The sequence below is a fragment of the Oxalicibacterium solurbis genome (genome assembly GCF_014635845.1).
In the GTDB taxonomy this organism is placed as follows: domain Bacteria; phylum Pseudomonadota; class Gammaproteobacteria; order Burkholderiales; family Burkholderiaceae_D; genus Oxalicibacterium; species Oxalicibacterium solurbis.
In genome coordinates this window covers 119,562-134,752 of record NZ_BMDP01000002.1, presented here as the reverse complement: position 1 = coordinate 134,752, position 15,191 = coordinate 119,562, and the positions used below count along the sequence as shown (strand labels likewise).

The following is a 15,191-nucleotide window of genomic DNA, read 5'->3' as shown; positions in this document are numbered from 1 at the left end:
TCAGGCGATTCCTTTCAGCTGCACGACATTCACTTCAGTGCTCATGTGGTCGATACCGTTTGATTGTTTGCTCAACTGCTCTTTCGATATTTCATTCAACGATTCATCGCCGCGCGTGACGACGCGCGCCGGCACGCCGACCGCCGTCGCGCCGTCCGGCACATCCTGCAGCACGACCGACAGCGCACCGATGCGACAACCGTTGCCGATACGTACGCCGCCCAATACTTGCGCATAGGCGCCGAATTCGACGTCGTCACCGATCACCGGCACCGGCCCGTCTTCTTCACGGTTGCCTATCGTCACGCCCTGACGCAAGGTGCAGTTCGCGCCGAGCGTCGCCTGCGGATGCAGGAAAATTCCGCCGAAGTGCCAGATGCGCAGGCCCGGCCCGATCGTTGCCGATTTCGGCAGGCTGATGCCGGTCGCCGTTTCCGCTGCGCGAAACAGCAGCCAGTACCACGATGTCAGCATCCGCCGCACGATGCCGGGCGGCCGCCTGTCCACACGACGGCCGAAGCGATACACCCACAGCGCCCACAACGACTGCTCCTTCAGAAGCGGACGGCGCATGCCGCAGCGCTGCAGGTCGGCATGCCAGTCGGGATCGCGTGCCGTCGACATCGATCGTTACTCCTGCAACAGCAGTTCGCCGCGCACGGTGGATGGCTGGTTGACGCCGCTGATCGCCCACACGGTGACGATCGCGTTGTTCGCCGGCCATGCAAACGTCTTCGATTCGCCGTTCGCCAGTTCGCCGCTGTCGAAATGCAGCGGCAAGCCGGACGGATCGCGCACCTGCAGCTTCAGTTTTGCACCGCCAGTGGTGATCGCGGAGACGCGATACGTTTTCCCCGTTTGCGGCAGCGACCACGTGATTCGGTTCATGCCGCGCGACGAATAATTGACCTGCGTCACACGCGTGGCCGATGCGGGAAACACGACAGCCTGCTGCCATGTATCGAAAACACCGAGCGGTCCGCCCGCGTATTGCTGCCACGGACCGCGCATCGAAAGCAGATTGAATTTCTTCGGTAGCGTGAACGCCTGGCCATTGCCGTCGACCCAGCCCTGCGCCGAAGTCACCTGGCGCAACGCGGCGCGGATACGGTCCAGATCGTTGGCCACCGCCGTGTTCCAGCCGCCGCTGTGCAGGTCGTACTTCGCACCGTTTTCCACATAGATGAAGAACGGCGTACCGCCATTGCGATCGACGACATAGGCACCGTAGGTCTTCAGCGTCTCGGCCACCTTGCGCAACGCCGGACTGCTGATCTTCGAGGTGTCGTAGCTCGGCGGCAGCATCATCAATGCGCCTTCCGGAATGCGGCCGGTATTGGCGGTCGCGGCGCTGGTATCGGCGGATGTCGCCGGATAGATGTAGGTGGGATTCGGAGACAGCCCGGTGAATGTCAGCGACATCGCCAATGCGTGGCGGTACATGGTGTCGCCGTCATCGATCTCGTGCTTGCGGATCAGGCCGCCGGAAGTCGGCACGCCGGCTGCGCGCGAACCCTGGAAGTAGTGCGCCGGATCGCCCCAGCCACGGCCGTTCAGCGGCGTCCATGCGTATTGCGCGGCAACCCATTTGCCATTCAGCTTTTTCAATTGCCAGAACGAATGCACGACGCCGGCAACCGGATCGACGATATCGGCATGGCCGTCGCTGGCCGTCGCGGCCTGCACGTCGGCCGGCCAGCGCGGAATCGTCACGTCATGATTGCTGCCGGCATCCGGATCCCACAATCCCTGCGTATTCGGCAGACCGCTGACCGTCACCGGCGCATCGCCCTGCTTCGCCAGAAATACGCCGGTCGACCATTCGCCGCCGGCCACGCCGGGCGAATAGGTCGATTTCGGAATCACGAAATCGCCGAAGGCCGGATTGACCGGCCGGCTGTTCCACGGCGAGGTCGGCGCGAACGGCTTCTGGTAGCTGCCCCATTGCGCCGGCTGCGTCTGCGCATTGACCGGCGCGGCTGCCGCAGCAGCGATCAGGGCCGCACCACAGAAGGTCGACCAGGAAGCCGGCATGAAGGCAAGGCGTTTTTGCATTACATCTCCTCAGGCAGTGTTTGTATCGGTTTTTGCATTCATGCTGAACTTCTTCGCCAGCATCCTGCCGCCGGCATTCCACCAGCGCTCGTAATAGAACGTCGACACATGCGCCAGCAGGAACAGCACGATGAAAAGCAGCGGACGTTTCAGGTACTTGACGATGGTGTCGCCGCTGCCCAGCCAGGTGCCGTAGGCCAGCATCGGATGGATCACGTACAGCGCATAGGACACGGTCGCCAGGTAGACGAGGATGCGGTTATCGAGCAGGCGCGCCAGTCGATGATCGGGATTGACGACAGTGGCGCCGATCAGCATCGCCGCCAGATACGGCCGGAAGTAGTTCATCGGACCGCCAAATTCATGGCATGACACCAGCAGCAGCAGCAACAGCAGCCATTGCGGCGCCTTTCTCAGCCATTCGAGAATGCTGGCGTGAAAACGCTGGTGATAGATCAGCGCCAATGCGCAGCCAGCGAGGATTTCGTCGATGCGGTAATAGCTGACGCTGGACGCAAGAACGCCGTCGGCCACGCGCAGCATCGTGAAGGCAAAACCGATCAGCGGCAGGAACAACAGGCTGCGCACACCGAAGATCGCAAACATCAGCGCAATGCCGACGTAGAACTGCATCTCCAGACACAGGCTCCAGATATGCTCGGTCAGCAATACCAGCTTCTGCGGCGGCAGGTTCGCATAGAACAGATAGTGCGCAAGCCAGCCGTCGGGCGTGGCGCCCGCCATCGTCAACGCAATTGCCAGATACAGCCACGCCAGCGGAATGATGCGAAAAAAACGCCGCAGCAGGAAATCGATGACCGACGGATTCTTCAGCAGGAACGACGTGATCAGGAAACCGGACAGCGTGAAAAACAGCGACATGCCGAGCAGGCCGAACATCGCATTGCCGTGCAGCGATTTCGGCCCCATCGGCAGCAGGTGCGCAGCCAGCACGCACAGGATGCTGATGCCGCGCCAGCCGTCGAGCATCTCCAGTCGTGGCAGTGCGCTGCTCATGGCCGCCCCGCCGCGCGCAGCTGATGGCGGCGCAGTTTTGTACGCCCCTCGCCTTGCTCACCATGTACATCGCCACGCACATCGCCAGGCGGCGTGCGTGCAGGCGGCCCGTCTTCCGATTTTTCGCGCGTGGCCTGCGTTGCCCGCTTCGTCTGCACACCGGCCGCCAGTGCGCAGGCAGCGCCGACCGTGAACCAGAAATACCAGTTGAAGACCAGGTAGCCGAACATATTGTCCGACGAAGAAACCACCAGATAGACGATCACGATCGCGATCGCGATGAAGGCGGCCAGCTTATCCCGCCGCGCCAGCTGGCGAATGAAAAAAGCAGTACGGGCGTACAGCCACAGATAGGCCACCAGGCCGATTGCACCCGCATCGAAGAACCATTGCACATAGACGTTGTGCGCACCCCAGTTGATCTTGTTGGCCGCCTCGAAGAAGATCGGCGAATACACGCGGAAGCCGTCGATGCCGTAACCGAACAGGTAGCGCATCGGCTGCATCCATTGCAGGCCGCTTTCCCAGATCTGCAGCCGCCATGCAAACGAATTCAGCTTCGCGTAGCCGACCGCTTCGTTGCCGCTGCCCAGGTCGACCAGACGATCGCGAATCTCAGGCACCAGCAGCGCCACCACCGGCAACGCCAGCAGATAGATCAGGTAGCGCCGCTCGAACAGCAGCGCATAGAAAACGAACAGCAGCAGGCAGGCGATCCATGCGCTGCGCGTCTGTGTCAGCACCAGCAGAACGAACAGGTAGATCATGTACAGCGTCAGGCCGACACGGCCGGCCCCGCTCGGACGCAAGACCTTGTCCTTCAGCGTGAACAGCGTCAGCGAGATAATCAGCGTCAGGTAGAACGCCATGATGTTCGGATGCGTAAACGTCGATTGCAGGCGGAATCCTTCCGCCCCGCCGGCGCCGGCATGCAGCAGCACGTCGACCGGTGCATACAGCGCCGGGATCGCCGACGACCACAACACCAGCTTCACGCACTTGCGGAAGTCCAGCGGCGACTGCACAAAATAGAATGCGGCGACGAACATCGCGAAGTACGACAGCAACGTCAGATAAGTACGGATCGCATCGCCCTTCGACGGCGCAAGCGCAACGCCGAAAGCCGCCACCAGCAGGAAGGGCAGCCACGCCATCACCATCTTCTTCGGCAGGCGCGACGGTTTCTCGATTACCAGCATGCAGGCCAGCAAGATCACGCACAGGTTGATCAGGCCGCCGACGCCGGTTTCGTAACCGCCGAGCGAAAAGCGCGTGGTATCCAGTACGATGTCGCCGGCCGAGCGGAACACGATGATCAGGCCCAGCAGGAACAGCCGGTTGAACAGTAGCAGAAAACCGAACACCAGGAATGCAGGCAACGCCAGCAGCCGCGCGAAACGGTAATCCATCGCATCGGCATAGAACGGCACGACGATGCCGGCCAGCACCGCCAGCACGATGATGCCGATCAGCGTATGCGCATTCGATTCCTGCGGCAGCCAGCGTGAACGCAATGCACCGTCTTCGATTGTGCGATCAGCGAACACGGCGGCTTTCCTCCGCATGCGCCGCGCCATGCGTTTTGCCATGCATTACGCAATACAGCGCGCAATGCATCACGCAATGCGTTGCATCGGACTGGAAACGCATCGTCATGCCGTCAGCTCTCCACTGACGCGCATGCGCGGCTTGCCGGGAATATGACGGACCAGCCATGAGCGAACCGCATTCCACTCGCCCGTCTCCGGCGCATGGCGCGACTGAAAGCGGAAGTAGCGCCACAGCAGGTTCGCGTGGCGGCGCGTGGAAGCGGCCTTGCGGAATGTCAGTTCGCGTTCCAGTTCGTCCGACGGGCCGAAGCCGCGTCGCAGGGTCTGTGCCATGCGTTCGAACGCATCGTCGAAATCGGTCTGGCCGTCGATGTCGAACAGGATGCCGCCGTGATTGCAGAACGGCGCCGGATCGAAATACGGCAGATCGTACATCGTGCAGAACGAACGCACCAGATGGCGCGAGATCGCCAGCGACACCTCGACCTGTTCCGTGAATTTTGTCGCGCTGACATTGCTGCCGTGCCAGCGATACTGGATCAACTGTGAAGGCACGTTCGTGCATTTGCCGAGGATCGCCAGCTGGCCGAACATGAAGTAATCCTCGGCAAGCGCATCGACGCGCATGCTGCGCTCCGGCGGCAGCACGTTCAGGAAATCGGCGCCGTAGCGCACACCCATCTTCTGTACCGCCTCGAAATCCAGCATCGATGCCGGATGCGTGATCGGATTGCGGAAGAAGGCGGCGGCAGCCACGCGATGACGACCGATCGGCATCTTGATCGCGCCGCCGATGCGGCCCTGGCCGTCGATCACTTCCGACTGGCCGCTGATGGCAACGCATTCCGGCTGGCGGCGAAACGCGGCCAGCTGCAGCTCCATGCGATCGACGAAGCAGACGTCGTCGGCGTCGTGGCGCATCACGTATTTGCAATCGGCGATGTCCAGCCCGCAGTTCAGCAGGCCGGCCAGCCCTTTCGCTTCAGGGAAACTGTGCACTTCGATACGTGGATCGCGGCGACAGTAATCCTCCGCCATCTCCAGCGTACCGTCGGTGGAGCCGTGATCGAGGATCAGCAGACGCCAGTCCTTGAAAGTCTGCGCGCAGATGCTGTCGAGCGACTGCGCCAGGAAATCGATGCCGTTCTTTACAGGCAGCAGCACGTCTATCGTCGCCAAGTTGCGCTCCTTTTCATCAAAATCAGATGGCTGCCGAGATGGCAGCCGTTGCAATGCCGGCGGCATGATTGCGATAGGCGTTCGATATGCCCGACGCTTCATTTCCACCTGCGTTTCCTTGTTCATCGTTCTGTTCGCCGTTCAGCACCACCAGTTCGCTCGGGCGCGTCCATGCCTGCACGTAACGGGAATTTTTCCCGTAGCTGTTGTCGAGCACGATGCTGTTGCGATCCAGCAGGCAGGCCAGGATGTGGCCGTGCAGGCGATCGGTGACGATCAGATGGTGGCGTGCGAACAGCTTCGCCGCATCGGCGATCAGGCGATTCGAATAGCCGATCCACATCGGCGACAGCACACGATTCGCCCAGCGGCCCATGCCGCGGCGGAAGAACGCGCCGTAGGCACGGCGAAACAATTCGATACGACGCTCGCGGCGGCCGACGAACTGCGGCCAGTCGGTCAGCATGTCGATATGCGGTGCACCGGCGATGTCGCCGGTCTCGCCGGCTTCGTCGTCGATACGGCTGATGCGCAACGCGCCCGGCCGCATGTACGCAGCCTGCGGCGCCTGCAGCGGATACAACTGGTGCGCCATGTCCGGCAGCAGCAGCACATTGTCGGTAAACAGTGCTGCCGTCTGTAGTGATGCGCGATCGCGCACGCACAGGTGCACGTCGCCATGCTGGCGGAAGATGTGCGCCGAACGCAGCATCGTTTCGTCCGACGAGAAATGCAGCGACTGCGGCAGGATGACGATGCGGTTGTCCTTGCAGGACTGCACCACGCGTTCGCGCAGTTGCTGGAAGCACGGATACAGATCGCCGAAATTGCCGCCGCCGTGGAAGACGACGACGTCACCCGGCGCGACCCAGCGCGTATCGAAGGCATCGTGCGGTGCGATCGTCTTCGGCTGCAATCCCTGCTTGCGGAAGAAGGCCAGCGTGCCGTGCATGATCAGCAGATCGCCGACGTTGCCGTGCGTCGGAATGTCCACGTAATGAAAAGGCGCATCGCCGATCAGGGCAGCCAGTACCGCATGCCGCTCCATCAGCGCATTGCACAGTTCCACATGATTTCCGCTGTATTCCATGCCTGTCGTCCCGTCAGTAATCGTTGAGGACGGCACCGACCACCATCACGCCCGCATACTTCATCGAATCGACCAGGTTGCCGACGGCACCGGTATGACTGGCGTGTCGGCGCGCCACCACCATTGCCGCGCCGGCACGCATGGCGGCGATTTGGCCGTCCGCATATTCGCTGTCGGGAGGCGTGTCGATCAGGATCACATCGTATTCGCCGGTGTAATCGGCCAGCATCTGCGGGAACGCACGGCGACCCAGCAATTCCTGCGGATTCGGCGGCGTGGCGCCGGCCGGCAGGATGGACAGGTCGATCATCGACGTCACACGCTGCACATCGTCCACGCTGCCGCGCCCGGCAAGGATCGATGACAGGCCGCTGCGGTTGTCGACGCCGAACAACTGGTGCTGGCGCGGATTGCGCATGTCGGCATCGATCAGCAAGGTGCGCTGGCCAAGCTGCGAGAACAGCACGGCAAGATTGGCGGCGATGTAGCTGCGGCCGTCGCCGGCTTCGGCGCTGGTGATCGCCAGTGCCGAACGGCGCTCGCCGGTACTGAACCAGCGCATCACCAGCTGGCTGCGCAGCGCGCGCAGCGATTCGACTTCCTTGTTGAAGGGATCGTAGGCGGCGACCAGCTCTTCGCTGACCGTGCTCTGCCCGCGCAGCAAATAGGGATAGGAAAACTGGTTCGACAGCGCGAACTCGATATCGGTCGGCGTCAGCAATCCCAGCGCGATGCCGGCGTCGCCGAAGCGCTGGCGGCTGATGCGCTGCTCTTCCAGGATGCGTTCGGTTTCTTCGTGCGTCAGACGCCCGTTGTCCATCAGGATGCGGCCGATCTGGTCGGTCGTCAGCCGCGGCGCTTCCTGGTAACGCAGCTTGGCCGCATCCTGAATCTGGTTCGATAATCTCATGTGCTGTTTTCCCAAAACGGTGTTTCTCGGTGGCGAAATCGGAAGAGCGTCAGGCCGGTGCCGGCGGCCGGCCAAAGCCTGAGCCTGGCGGACCGAGCCGCGGCGGATCGCGCGGACGGCGCACGCTGCCGACGGCTTTCGGCTTTTCGATGACGCCGATCAGCGGCAGGCCGAACAGGCGCGTCAGGTCGTCGCTGGAACGCACGCGGTGATCCAGCAATTCCATCGCGATCGCGCCGACAATACCGAGAATCAAGCCGACCACGACAGCCACCAGCAGGTTCAGCAACAGGCGCGGCGAAGATGGATGCAACGGCGCGGTGGCGGCCGTCAGCACAGCGATGTCCGATTGCGTGGACTGGCCTTCGAGGCTGGTCTGCGTCAGGCGCTGCGACGCGGTTTCATACGCTTTCTTCGCGCTCTCCATCTCGTTGGTCAACACGTTCATTTCGTCGCGCGCGCCGTTCAATTGCATGACCTTGGCTTTCTGCGCATCCAGTGCGGCACGCAGTTCCGTCACACGCTGCTGCTGGATGCGTGCATTGCTGACGATGCCTTGCGAGGCGAGGCCGATCTGGCGGTTCAGGCTGGCACGCACCTCATCCAGTTCGGACTTGGCGGCGATGTATTGCGGATGGTTGCTGCCCAGGCGTGCGGAGACGTCGGCGAACTTCGCTTCGGCTTCCGCCATGCGCGATTTCAGCGACTGGATCAGCGGATTGTTCAGCACGTCCGGCGAATTGGCGGCACTGCTCCTGACCTGCTTCTGGCGCGACGATGCCTCCATCGCCAGCGCCTGCGCCGTTACCAGCTGGCTGGACAACTCGTTCATGCGCGACGTTTCGACGTCGAGCTGGTCGTTGCTGCTGAAGATGTTGTGCTGCTTCTGGTAGGCCGACAGCTTGTTCTGCGCCGCTTCGAAACTGTCGCGCAATTGCTGGATCTGCGCATGGAAATATTCGGTCGCCTTCTGCGCCGGCGCCACCTTCAGCTGCACGGTGACCTGCTGGTAGGCGGAAGCGAAGGCATTCGCCACGGCGGCCACGTATTGCGCGTCGTCGCCGGTGAAGGTGATGTTGAGCACGCTGCTTTCTCGCGCGGGCTCCACCTTCAGGTTGGCGCGCAGGCCGTCGGCCAGCCAGTCCTGTATCGTCGTGTTGCCGTGGTCGCTACGCTCGAAGCGTTCGCGTACGGCGGGATTCTCGGCCAGCTTCAGGTCGCGCACGACCTGCAGTGCCACCGCCTTGCTGCTGACGATGTCGACCTGCGTCGGCAGATAGCCCGGCATCAGTTGCGTCGGCACATTGGTGCCGGTGACGGGATCGATACCCTTGCTGTTGAGCACCAGCGAGGTCGTCGCCTTGTAGGTTTTCGACATCACGAGGCTGACGACGAAGGCGGCCGAAACCGTCAGCACCAGCAGCAGCAGGATGATGCGATACCGTGCGCGTAGTGCGAGCAGGATCTGAGTGAGCGTCATGAGTTACTTCCTTTGACTATGCTTTTCTGTACTTCATTTAAAACAGGCTTTCCTTGACATAAACGATGTCGCCCGCCTTGACCAGATCGTCATGGTTGACTTCGATCTCGTGCAATTCACCTTTTGCATCGCGCCGCTTGATGCGGATGCCGCGTTCGGTGCCGCGCGGACTCAGGCCGCCGCCGGCGGACAGTGCCTGCAACACGATCATGTTGCGTTCCAGCTTGTAGGAGCCCGGTTTCTGCACTTCACCGTAGATATAAAAATGCGGCGCACGTTCCACATACAGCGAATCGCCTGCCATCATCTGCGGATTGCTGTTCGGATCGGAGGAGCCCATCATCTTTTCCAGATCGATGGTTTCCTTGGTGGTCTTGCCGTCGCGCGTGCGCATCAGCACGATGTTGTCGCCGGCATCCGGCGTCATGCCGCCGGCCAGGGCCAGCACGTCGGTCAGGCTGCGCTTGCCGTCGACCGGATAGCGCCCCGGCTTGTTGACTTGCCCCAGCACCGAAACCTGCTGGCTCTGCATTTCGCTGACCATCATGCTGACCTGCGGATTGCGTATGAAGCCGCCTTTTTCGAGCATGTCGGCGATCCTGTGTTCCGCCTGGCCGGTGGACATGCCGCCGACTTTCACTTCGCCGATCAGCGGGAACGTAATGGTGCCGGCCTCGCTGATGCGCGTTTCCAGCGACAGATCGTTGTTGCCGAACACACTGATCTTGACGACATCGCCCGGTCCGAGCGGCACATCGGTCGTCGCGGTTTGCGCGTTTGCCTGCAGCAATGCGCAGCAGAACAGCAGCAAGGACAACATCAGGATCCTGTTTTTTTTCAGTACATATTCCATTGCAGACATTTCTCCTCTCGAATCTTGAATCTCATCAGGCATTGATCAGTAAGCGTTGCCGTCACGCGCCAGCACGACCTTGACGGTGCGCGCGATGATCAGCATGTCGAGCGCCAGCGACCAGCGGCGCAGGTAATCGAGGTCATAGGCGATGCGCGCTTCCATCTTGTCCAGCGTGTCGGTCTCGCCGCGATAGCCGTTGACCTGCGCCCAGCCGGTGATGCCGGGACGCACCTTGTGGCGCAGCATGTAACCCTTGATCTGCTTGCGATACAGCTCGTTGTGCGCAACCGCGTGCGGACGCGGGCCGACGATGCTCATGCGTCCCTGCAACACGTTGAAAAACTGCGGCAGTTCGTCCAGTGACGTGCGGCGCAGAATGCCGCCGATACGCGTGATGCGCTGATCGTTCTTCTTGGCCTGCACGACGGTGGCGCCGTCTTCGCAGACCGTCATCGAGCGGAATTTGTAGACGATGATTTCCTCGCCATCGAGACCGTAACGACGCTGGCGGAAGATCACCGGCCCGGGCGAAGTCGCCTTGATCGCAATCGAGATCGCCAGCAGGATCGGCAGCAGCATCAGCAGAATGATCGATGCCAGCACGATGTCGCTGGCGCGCTTGACCATGCCGTTGAACCCGGTGAACGGCGATTCGCAGATCGCCACCGCCGGCAGGCCGGCCACGCTGTCGAAGCGTGCCTGGATCAGATCGAAGGCATAGATGTCCGGCAAAAAGTAGATCGAGGCCGTCGTATCCTGCAACTCGTTCAGCAGCGTACGGATGCGCGGTTGCGCCGAAATCGGCTGGCTGATGAAGACGGTGTTGATATTGTTGGCGCGCACATAGGTCGGAATGTCGGACATGCGGCCCAGCAGCGGCACGCGCTTGTCTTCCGGCTGGCGCGACGGTTCGCGGTCGTCGAAAAAACCGCTGATTTCCATGCGCAGATCGGGATTGTCGTCGACACGCTCGGCCAGCTTGACGCTCAGGTCGTTGACGCCGACCAGCACCACCGAACGGACCGATGCACGACTCAAACCCATGCCGGCTTTCTGCAGCACGATCTGCGCGAACAGCAGGAAGGCCGGCGTTGCGACCAGCCAGAACTGCGTTTCATGTCGCACGAACAGCGACGACAAACCCGCCGCATAGCCGAAGAACAGCAACGCCAGCACCACCGCCAACCAGGCCAGCGCGATGGAACGCGCCAGTGTCAGGAAATTGGCCTGCGGCGCTTCACGCCACGGATCCAGCCAGCCGAACACGGTCGAGCTGATGAAGAACACCAGAATGGACAGCACCACATGGTTGCCGGTAAACACATTGCCCGATACGAAGACCGTCACGTACAGCAGGCCGATCGCCAGCAGCGGATCGAACAGCCGGCGATGAAAGCTGCGGGCTGGAATATCCGGCGGATACTTGATTTGTCCGATGTCAGAATTCATAGCGCGTATTCAGCAAGATGCCGTTTGTCGTATAGGCTTCCGACGCAATGTTGGAACCCAGCCTTGCGCGATAGACGGAAGCGCGGATGCGCCAGTGCCGCGTCGGCTTGTAGGTCATGCCGAGCACGGCGTTGTGATAGCGGTCGTTGCGGTCCAGCGGCGCAATGCCTTCCACTACCGAGACGCCGTTGTAGTCGCGTTTCTCGGTCATCAGCAGGCCATCCACGCTGATCTTCTCCGTCGCATCCCAGGTCGCGCCCAGGCTGACGCCCTGGTTCAGCGCATAGTTGGCGGCGAGATCGTCGGTGGCGCCGATTTCGCGCCACGCGCCCAGCGAGAAGGCCGTCTTGCCGGTCGCTTTCCAGTACGCCGTCAGGCGTGCGCTCGGCTCACTGGAATCTCGCTGCGGGCTGTTGTTGTATTCACGCTTGGCCCAGCCGCCGAGGAACTGCAGCCAGGTCTTGCCGGAAATCTGCCAGTCCACCTTGGCCTTGACCTCGTTCTGCTCATAGCTGTTGATCGTCGCATACGGATATTCGCCGTCGATATGGCGAAACACGATGCCGACCTTGTTGCCGCTGCGTGCCAGATAATCGAAACCCAGATCAGTGATATCCAGATTGCGTTCCGACGGCTGCTGCGATTCGAGGTCGTAGCGCAGGTCGTAACGGCTGTAGCCGGCGTTCAGCTGCCAGCTCGGATGAATGAGCCACGAGACGTCGGCATAGTTTTTCGTCTGCGTGCGGATGTTCGGCTCCAGGCTGCGGAAATCCTCGATCGGCGTCAGCGCTTCGGAATAGCTGGTGCCGAGATTGCCGCTGAAGTAGTTGCCGTAGGCCCACTTCCAGTTCGCCTGCAGTTCCTTGCCGGTGTTGTCGAACTGCGTGAAGCGGTCGTAATCCGAATGATTGGCCGACAGATCGGCCGTCAGCTCCTGACGCCCGATGTCCTTGTCCATCTTGATGCCGACTGCCGCGCGCTGCCAGCGATCCGAGTCACGCCCGAGGTAATCGGGGTTGCGCAGCAGGTTGGCGTCGTAATAGATGCCATAGGAAGCGTAAGGCGTGAAGACGTCCCCTTCGGCAGCAAACGCTGGCGTACAGGCCAACGCACCGGCTGCCAGCAGCAGGATCTGCGGACTGCTCGTCGCCTTTCGGCGGAAATATGTGAACGGCATGCTCATCCGCATCAACGCAACAAGGAAGAAGGATGAGACACGATACCGATCCTGTACGACGGCTTATGCGTGTCTGTTTTTGTTTCGCCTTGTGCGTCTCTCTGCGTTTTTCTCTGGACGCGGCATATTGAAATCGATTGCATTGTTCTCTCCGATCCCCTGTCATTGCGTACCGGCACTGTTTGTGCCGGCATGAAAACATGTGCGATGCATCACGGAAAAATTCCCGTACATCACACGCGACATTCCGCATTCGTTGCGAAGCGACGTTAAGAGAAGAACAACATTCGATTAGTTCCACGCTCGCAGAAGCGCGGATGTGAAGAAAGCGTCCGAGCTGTTTCTATCCGGAACGGAAATGACAGAAGCAAGCTTGATCAGACGAAAGAAGCAATGCGCCCTTTTACATGCGGTGCACGTAAAAGATGCAAAACGCCTGCTCAAATTTAAGGCAGCGCGATCGGCGAACGGCCGCGTTCTCTCTGCAAAGAACAGGCATTCGTCATCAAAATGAAATGGAAGGAAGACACGGCGTGCACTATCGCGACACGGAATTGCACATCGATATCACATCGATGGCGCACAGGAGAAACAAAGGAAATTCTTCCTTTTTCCCAATGAGAAAAAGATTGTTAGCAGATGTAACCCATGTCACGCCGGAGAAATATTGCGCATGTCGAACAGCATCTTATGTCCGCCATGCATATCGATATGTGCGCAATATCGGATCGAGCAAGATCGATTATCCGATCAGCTTCTTGCAAATGAATTTCCACTCGGCAGGAGAAACCGGCGTGATCGACAGGCGATTGCCGCGCTGCAGCACCTGCATGCCCGCCAGTTCCGGTGCGGCGCGCAACTCGGCCAGCGATACCAGCCGCGTCTTCTTCGTTGCACGCACGTCGACCAGCATCCAGCGCGGCGTCTCGCGTGTGGCTTTCGGATCGTAGTACGGACTTTTCGGATCGAATTGCGTTTCGTCCGGATACGAGGTGCTGACCACCTCCGCCAAGCCGGCAATGCCCGGCTCGGGACAACTGGAGTGATAGAACAGCACACCGTCGCCGACCTGCATCGCATCGCGCATGAAGTTACGCGCCTGATAGTTGCGCACGCCGGTCCACGCCACCGTCTGCCTCGGGGCCGCGAGCGCATCGTCGATGCTGACTTCGTCAGGCTCGGATTTCATCAGCCAGTAACGCACACAGCCTCCATATCTCCAATTACAGCGACAGAAACGGGAAGAGACGTCGCCACCGCAGGTTAGCCGGCGCACATCCCACCGCCGTATTTTATACAGACGCGTGGACGCAGCACGTAATCACCAATCCGCTACGCAAGACAAAAGAAAACGGCCGCATGCAAAAACATGCGACCGTTTATATGTAAGTCCCCGCCTGTGCCGCTTTGCCGGTATCCCGAACCATAAGGTTCAGGTGGCCACAGTTAGTCCAACTTCGGGTTCATCGAACTAGCGACGCTCTCGCCCGTCGAACAAATTTCCGCAGCCGGTGCACAGAAATGGTTCAAGGATTTTAAGGCAATGGCGAACACTGCAGGGAGTTCGGAGTTTACTCCAATCGTCTGCGCAGGAAAAGCGGTTTCGATCAGAACAGGTTTTCCTGCGGCGCCAGCGCGCTGTCGAGTACGGTATGCATGGCAGCGATTTTCTGCCTGACCTCGACAATCGACATGCCCGACAGCGGACCGTCCGGCGATTTGGTCGAAAGCAATTCCGCCGTCACGCCCAGCGCTGCCATCACGGCGATGCGATCGGTGCCCTTGATCTTGCCGGCATCGCGAATCACCGTCATCTTTTCGTCCAGATACGAGACGGCTTCGCGCAGCACGTCTTCCTCGCCCTCCTTGCAGGCGAGTTTGTAGCTTTGCCCCATGATGGTCACGTCAAGCTGGATCATGCGGGCTCCTCATCCTGTGCAGGCGCCGGAATCTTTTCCAGCAATGCAGCGACACGATCATGCGCCTGCTGCATGCGATGCGCCAGTTCGGTATTTTCCGCCTCGAGCGATACCGCGCGCATCCGCAATTCGGCATTTTCGCTACGTAGCGCCTGGGTCATTGCAGCCAGCTGGCTGATTTTTTCGGAAAGTTCTTGAAAGTCGGAAATCATCTCGTCACTATAGATTCGCCGGTGAAGGGCAGTCAACCAATCGTTACATGATAACCGCGTGCCGCACACACAAATAACAATGGCACAACATCAGGTGCATAGTATTTCGCTTATTTCACGGCTAACGCCGCAATCCATCGCGATCCGATAAATGTTTTGCATCGTTTCGCTCGCCGGCAATCGGTATCAACTGGCATCTCGCAAGCATTCTCCCTGCGCGCCTTATCGCGATACAACGCACGCGCATATTCCTGAATGGATACCTTTCCTCGAACGGAAGACGCATCTCCCGTTTCG

General features: G+C 60.4%; 14 protein-coding genes and 1 other RNA gene. All 15 read right to left on the bottom strand.

What is annotated here, in order from left to right:
• Entirely contained in the window at positions 1-624 is a 624-nt protein-coding gene (locus IEV40_RS06250) for a serine O-acetyltransferase (protein ID WP_188420151.1), read from the bottom strand.
• A 6-nt stretch (positions 625-630) separates the two neighbouring features.
• Positions 631-2,055, bottom strand: coding sequence for an Atrophin-1 multi-domain protein (locus tag IEV40_RS06245; RefSeq protein WP_229723992.1), 1,425 nt, complete (start codon positions 2,053-2,055; stop codon positions 631-633).
• Positions 2,056-2,064: 9 nt separating this feature from the next.
• The gene (locus tag IEV40_RS06240) at positions 2,065-3,072 is read right to left on the bottom strand and encodes an acyltransferase family protein (RefSeq protein WP_188420150.1); all 1,008 of its coding nucleotides are present in this window, start codon (positions 3,070-3,072) and stop codon (positions 2,065-2,067) included.
• Positions 3,069-4,619 (bottom strand): O-antigen ligase family protein, encoded by a 1,551-nt coding sequence (locus IEV40_RS06235; protein WP_229723991.1) that lies wholly within the window; start codon positions 4,617-4,619, stop codon positions 3,069-3,071. The genes IEV40_RS06240 and IEV40_RS06235 overlap by 4 nt, the downstream gene beginning before the upstream one ends.
• Positions 4,620-4,724: 105 nt before the next feature.
• Positions 4,725-5,801: a glycosyltransferase family 2 protein gene (locus tag IEV40_RS06230; protein ID WP_188420148.1), complete on the bottom strand. Its 1,077-nt coding sequence runs from the start codon at positions 5,799-5,801 to the stop codon at positions 4,725-4,727.
• Between the two features lie 22 nt (positions 5,802-5,823).
• Entirely contained in the window at positions 5,824-6,891 is a 1,068-nt protein-coding gene (locus tag IEV40_RS06225; protein ID WP_188420147.1) for a polysaccharide pyruvyl transferase family protein, read from the bottom strand.
• A gap of 13 nt (positions 6,892-6,904) precedes the next feature.
• Positions 6,905-7,801 carry a chain length determinant protein tyrosine kinase EpsG gene (epsG, locus tag IEV40_RS06220; RefSeq protein WP_188420146.1) on the bottom strand — a complete coding sequence of 299 codons (897 nt, stop codon included), beginning with the start codon at positions 7,799-7,801 and terminating at the stop codon, positions 6,905-6,907.
• A 49-nt stretch (positions 7,802-7,850) separates the two neighbouring features.
• Positions 7,851-9,281 carry a chain length determinant protein EpsF gene (gene epsF / locus IEV40_RS06215; RefSeq protein WP_188420145.1) on the bottom strand — a complete coding sequence of 477 codons (1,431 nt, stop codon included), beginning with the start codon at positions 9,279-9,281 and terminating at the stop codon, positions 7,851-7,853.
• A 37-nt stretch (positions 9,282-9,318) separates the two neighbouring features.
• Complete coding sequence (gene epsE / locus IEV40_RS06210) at positions 9,319-10,101, bottom strand: polysaccharide export protein EpsE (protein ID WP_229723990.1); 783 nt, start codon at positions 10,099-10,101, stop codon at positions 9,319-9,321.
• Between the two features lie 78 nt (positions 10,102-10,179).
• Positions 10,180-11,586, bottom strand: a complete 1,407-nt coding sequence (locus IEV40_RS06205) for an undecaprenyl-phosphate glucose phosphotransferase (protein ID WP_188420143.1) — start codon at positions 11,584-11,586, stop codon at positions 10,180-10,182.
• Complete coding sequence (gene epsL / locus IEV40_RS06200; protein ID WP_188420142.1) at positions 11,576-12,763, bottom strand: XrtB/PEP-CTERM-associated polysaccharide biosynthesis outer membrane protein EpsL; 1,188 nt, start codon at positions 12,761-12,763, stop codon at positions 11,576-11,578. The genes IEV40_RS06205 and epsL overlap by 11 nt, the downstream gene beginning before the upstream one ends.
• Positions 12,764-13,505: 742 nt before the next feature.
• Positions 13,506-13,967, bottom strand: a complete 462-nt coding sequence (locus tag IEV40_RS06195; RefSeq protein WP_229723989.1) for an EVE domain-containing protein — start codon at positions 13,965-13,967, stop codon at positions 13,506-13,508.
• Positions 13,968-14,149: 182 nt separating this feature from the next.
• Positions 14,150-14,328, bottom strand: a non-coding RNA gene (ssrS, locus tag IEV40_RS06190) — 6S RNA.
• 42 nt (positions 14,329-14,370) lie between these two features.
• Positions 14,371-14,682, bottom strand: a complete 312-nt coding sequence (locus tag IEV40_RS06185; protein WP_188420141.1) for a cell division protein ZapA — start codon at positions 14,680-14,682, stop codon at positions 14,371-14,373.
• Complete coding sequence (locus IEV40_RS06180) at positions 14,679-14,894, bottom strand: DUF904 domain-containing protein (RefSeq protein ID WP_188420140.1); 216 nt, start codon at positions 14,892-14,894, stop codon at positions 14,679-14,681. The genes IEV40_RS06185 and IEV40_RS06180 overlap by 4 nt, the downstream gene beginning before the upstream one ends.
• Between the last annotated feature and the right edge of the window lie 297 nt (positions 14,895-15,191).

Bases quoted from the DNA above. Each gene is read 5' to 3' on its own strand.
- IEV40_RS06250 (WP_188420151.1), bottom strand. From the start codon at position 624: ATGTCGACGGCACGCGATCCCGACTGGCATGCCGACCTGCAGCGCTGC.
- IEV40_RS06245 (WP_229723992.1), bottom strand. From the start codon at position 2,055: ATGCAAAAACGCCTTGCCTTCATGCCGGCTTCCTGGTCGACCTTCTGT.
- IEV40_RS06240 (WP_188420150.1), bottom strand. From the start codon at position 3,072: ATGAGCAGCGCACTGCCACGACTGGAGATGCTCGACGGCTGGCGCGGC.
- IEV40_RS06225 (WP_188420147.1), bottom strand. From the start codon at position 6,891: ATGGAATACAGCGGAAATCATGTGGAACTGTGCAATGCGCTGATGGAG.
- epsG (WP_188420146.1), bottom strand. From the start codon at position 7,801: ATGAGATTATCGAACCAGATTCAGGATGCGGCCAAGCTGCGTTACCAG.
- epsF (WP_188420145.1), bottom strand. From the start codon at position 9,281: ATGACGCTCACTCAGATCCTGCTCGCACTACGCGCACGGTATCGCATC.
- epsE (WP_229723990.1), bottom strand. From the start codon at position 10,101: ATGTTGTCCTTGCTGCTGTTCTGCTGCGCATTGCTGCAGGCAAACGCG.
- IEV40_RS06205 (WP_188420143.1), bottom strand. From the start codon at position 11,586: ATGAATTCTGACATCGGACAAATCAAGTATCCGCCGGATATTCCAGCC.
- epsL (WP_188420142.1), bottom strand. From the start codon at position 12,763: ATGCCGTTCACATATTTCCGCCGAAAGGCGACGAGCAGTCCGCAGATC.
- IEV40_RS06185 (WP_188420141.1), bottom strand. From the start codon at position 14,682: ATGATCCAGCTTGACGTGACCATCATGGGGCAAAGCTACAAACTCGCC.
- IEV40_RS06180 (WP_188420140.1), bottom strand. From the start codon at position 14,894: ATGATTTCCGACTTTCAAGAACTTTCCGAAAAAATCAGCCAGCTGGCT.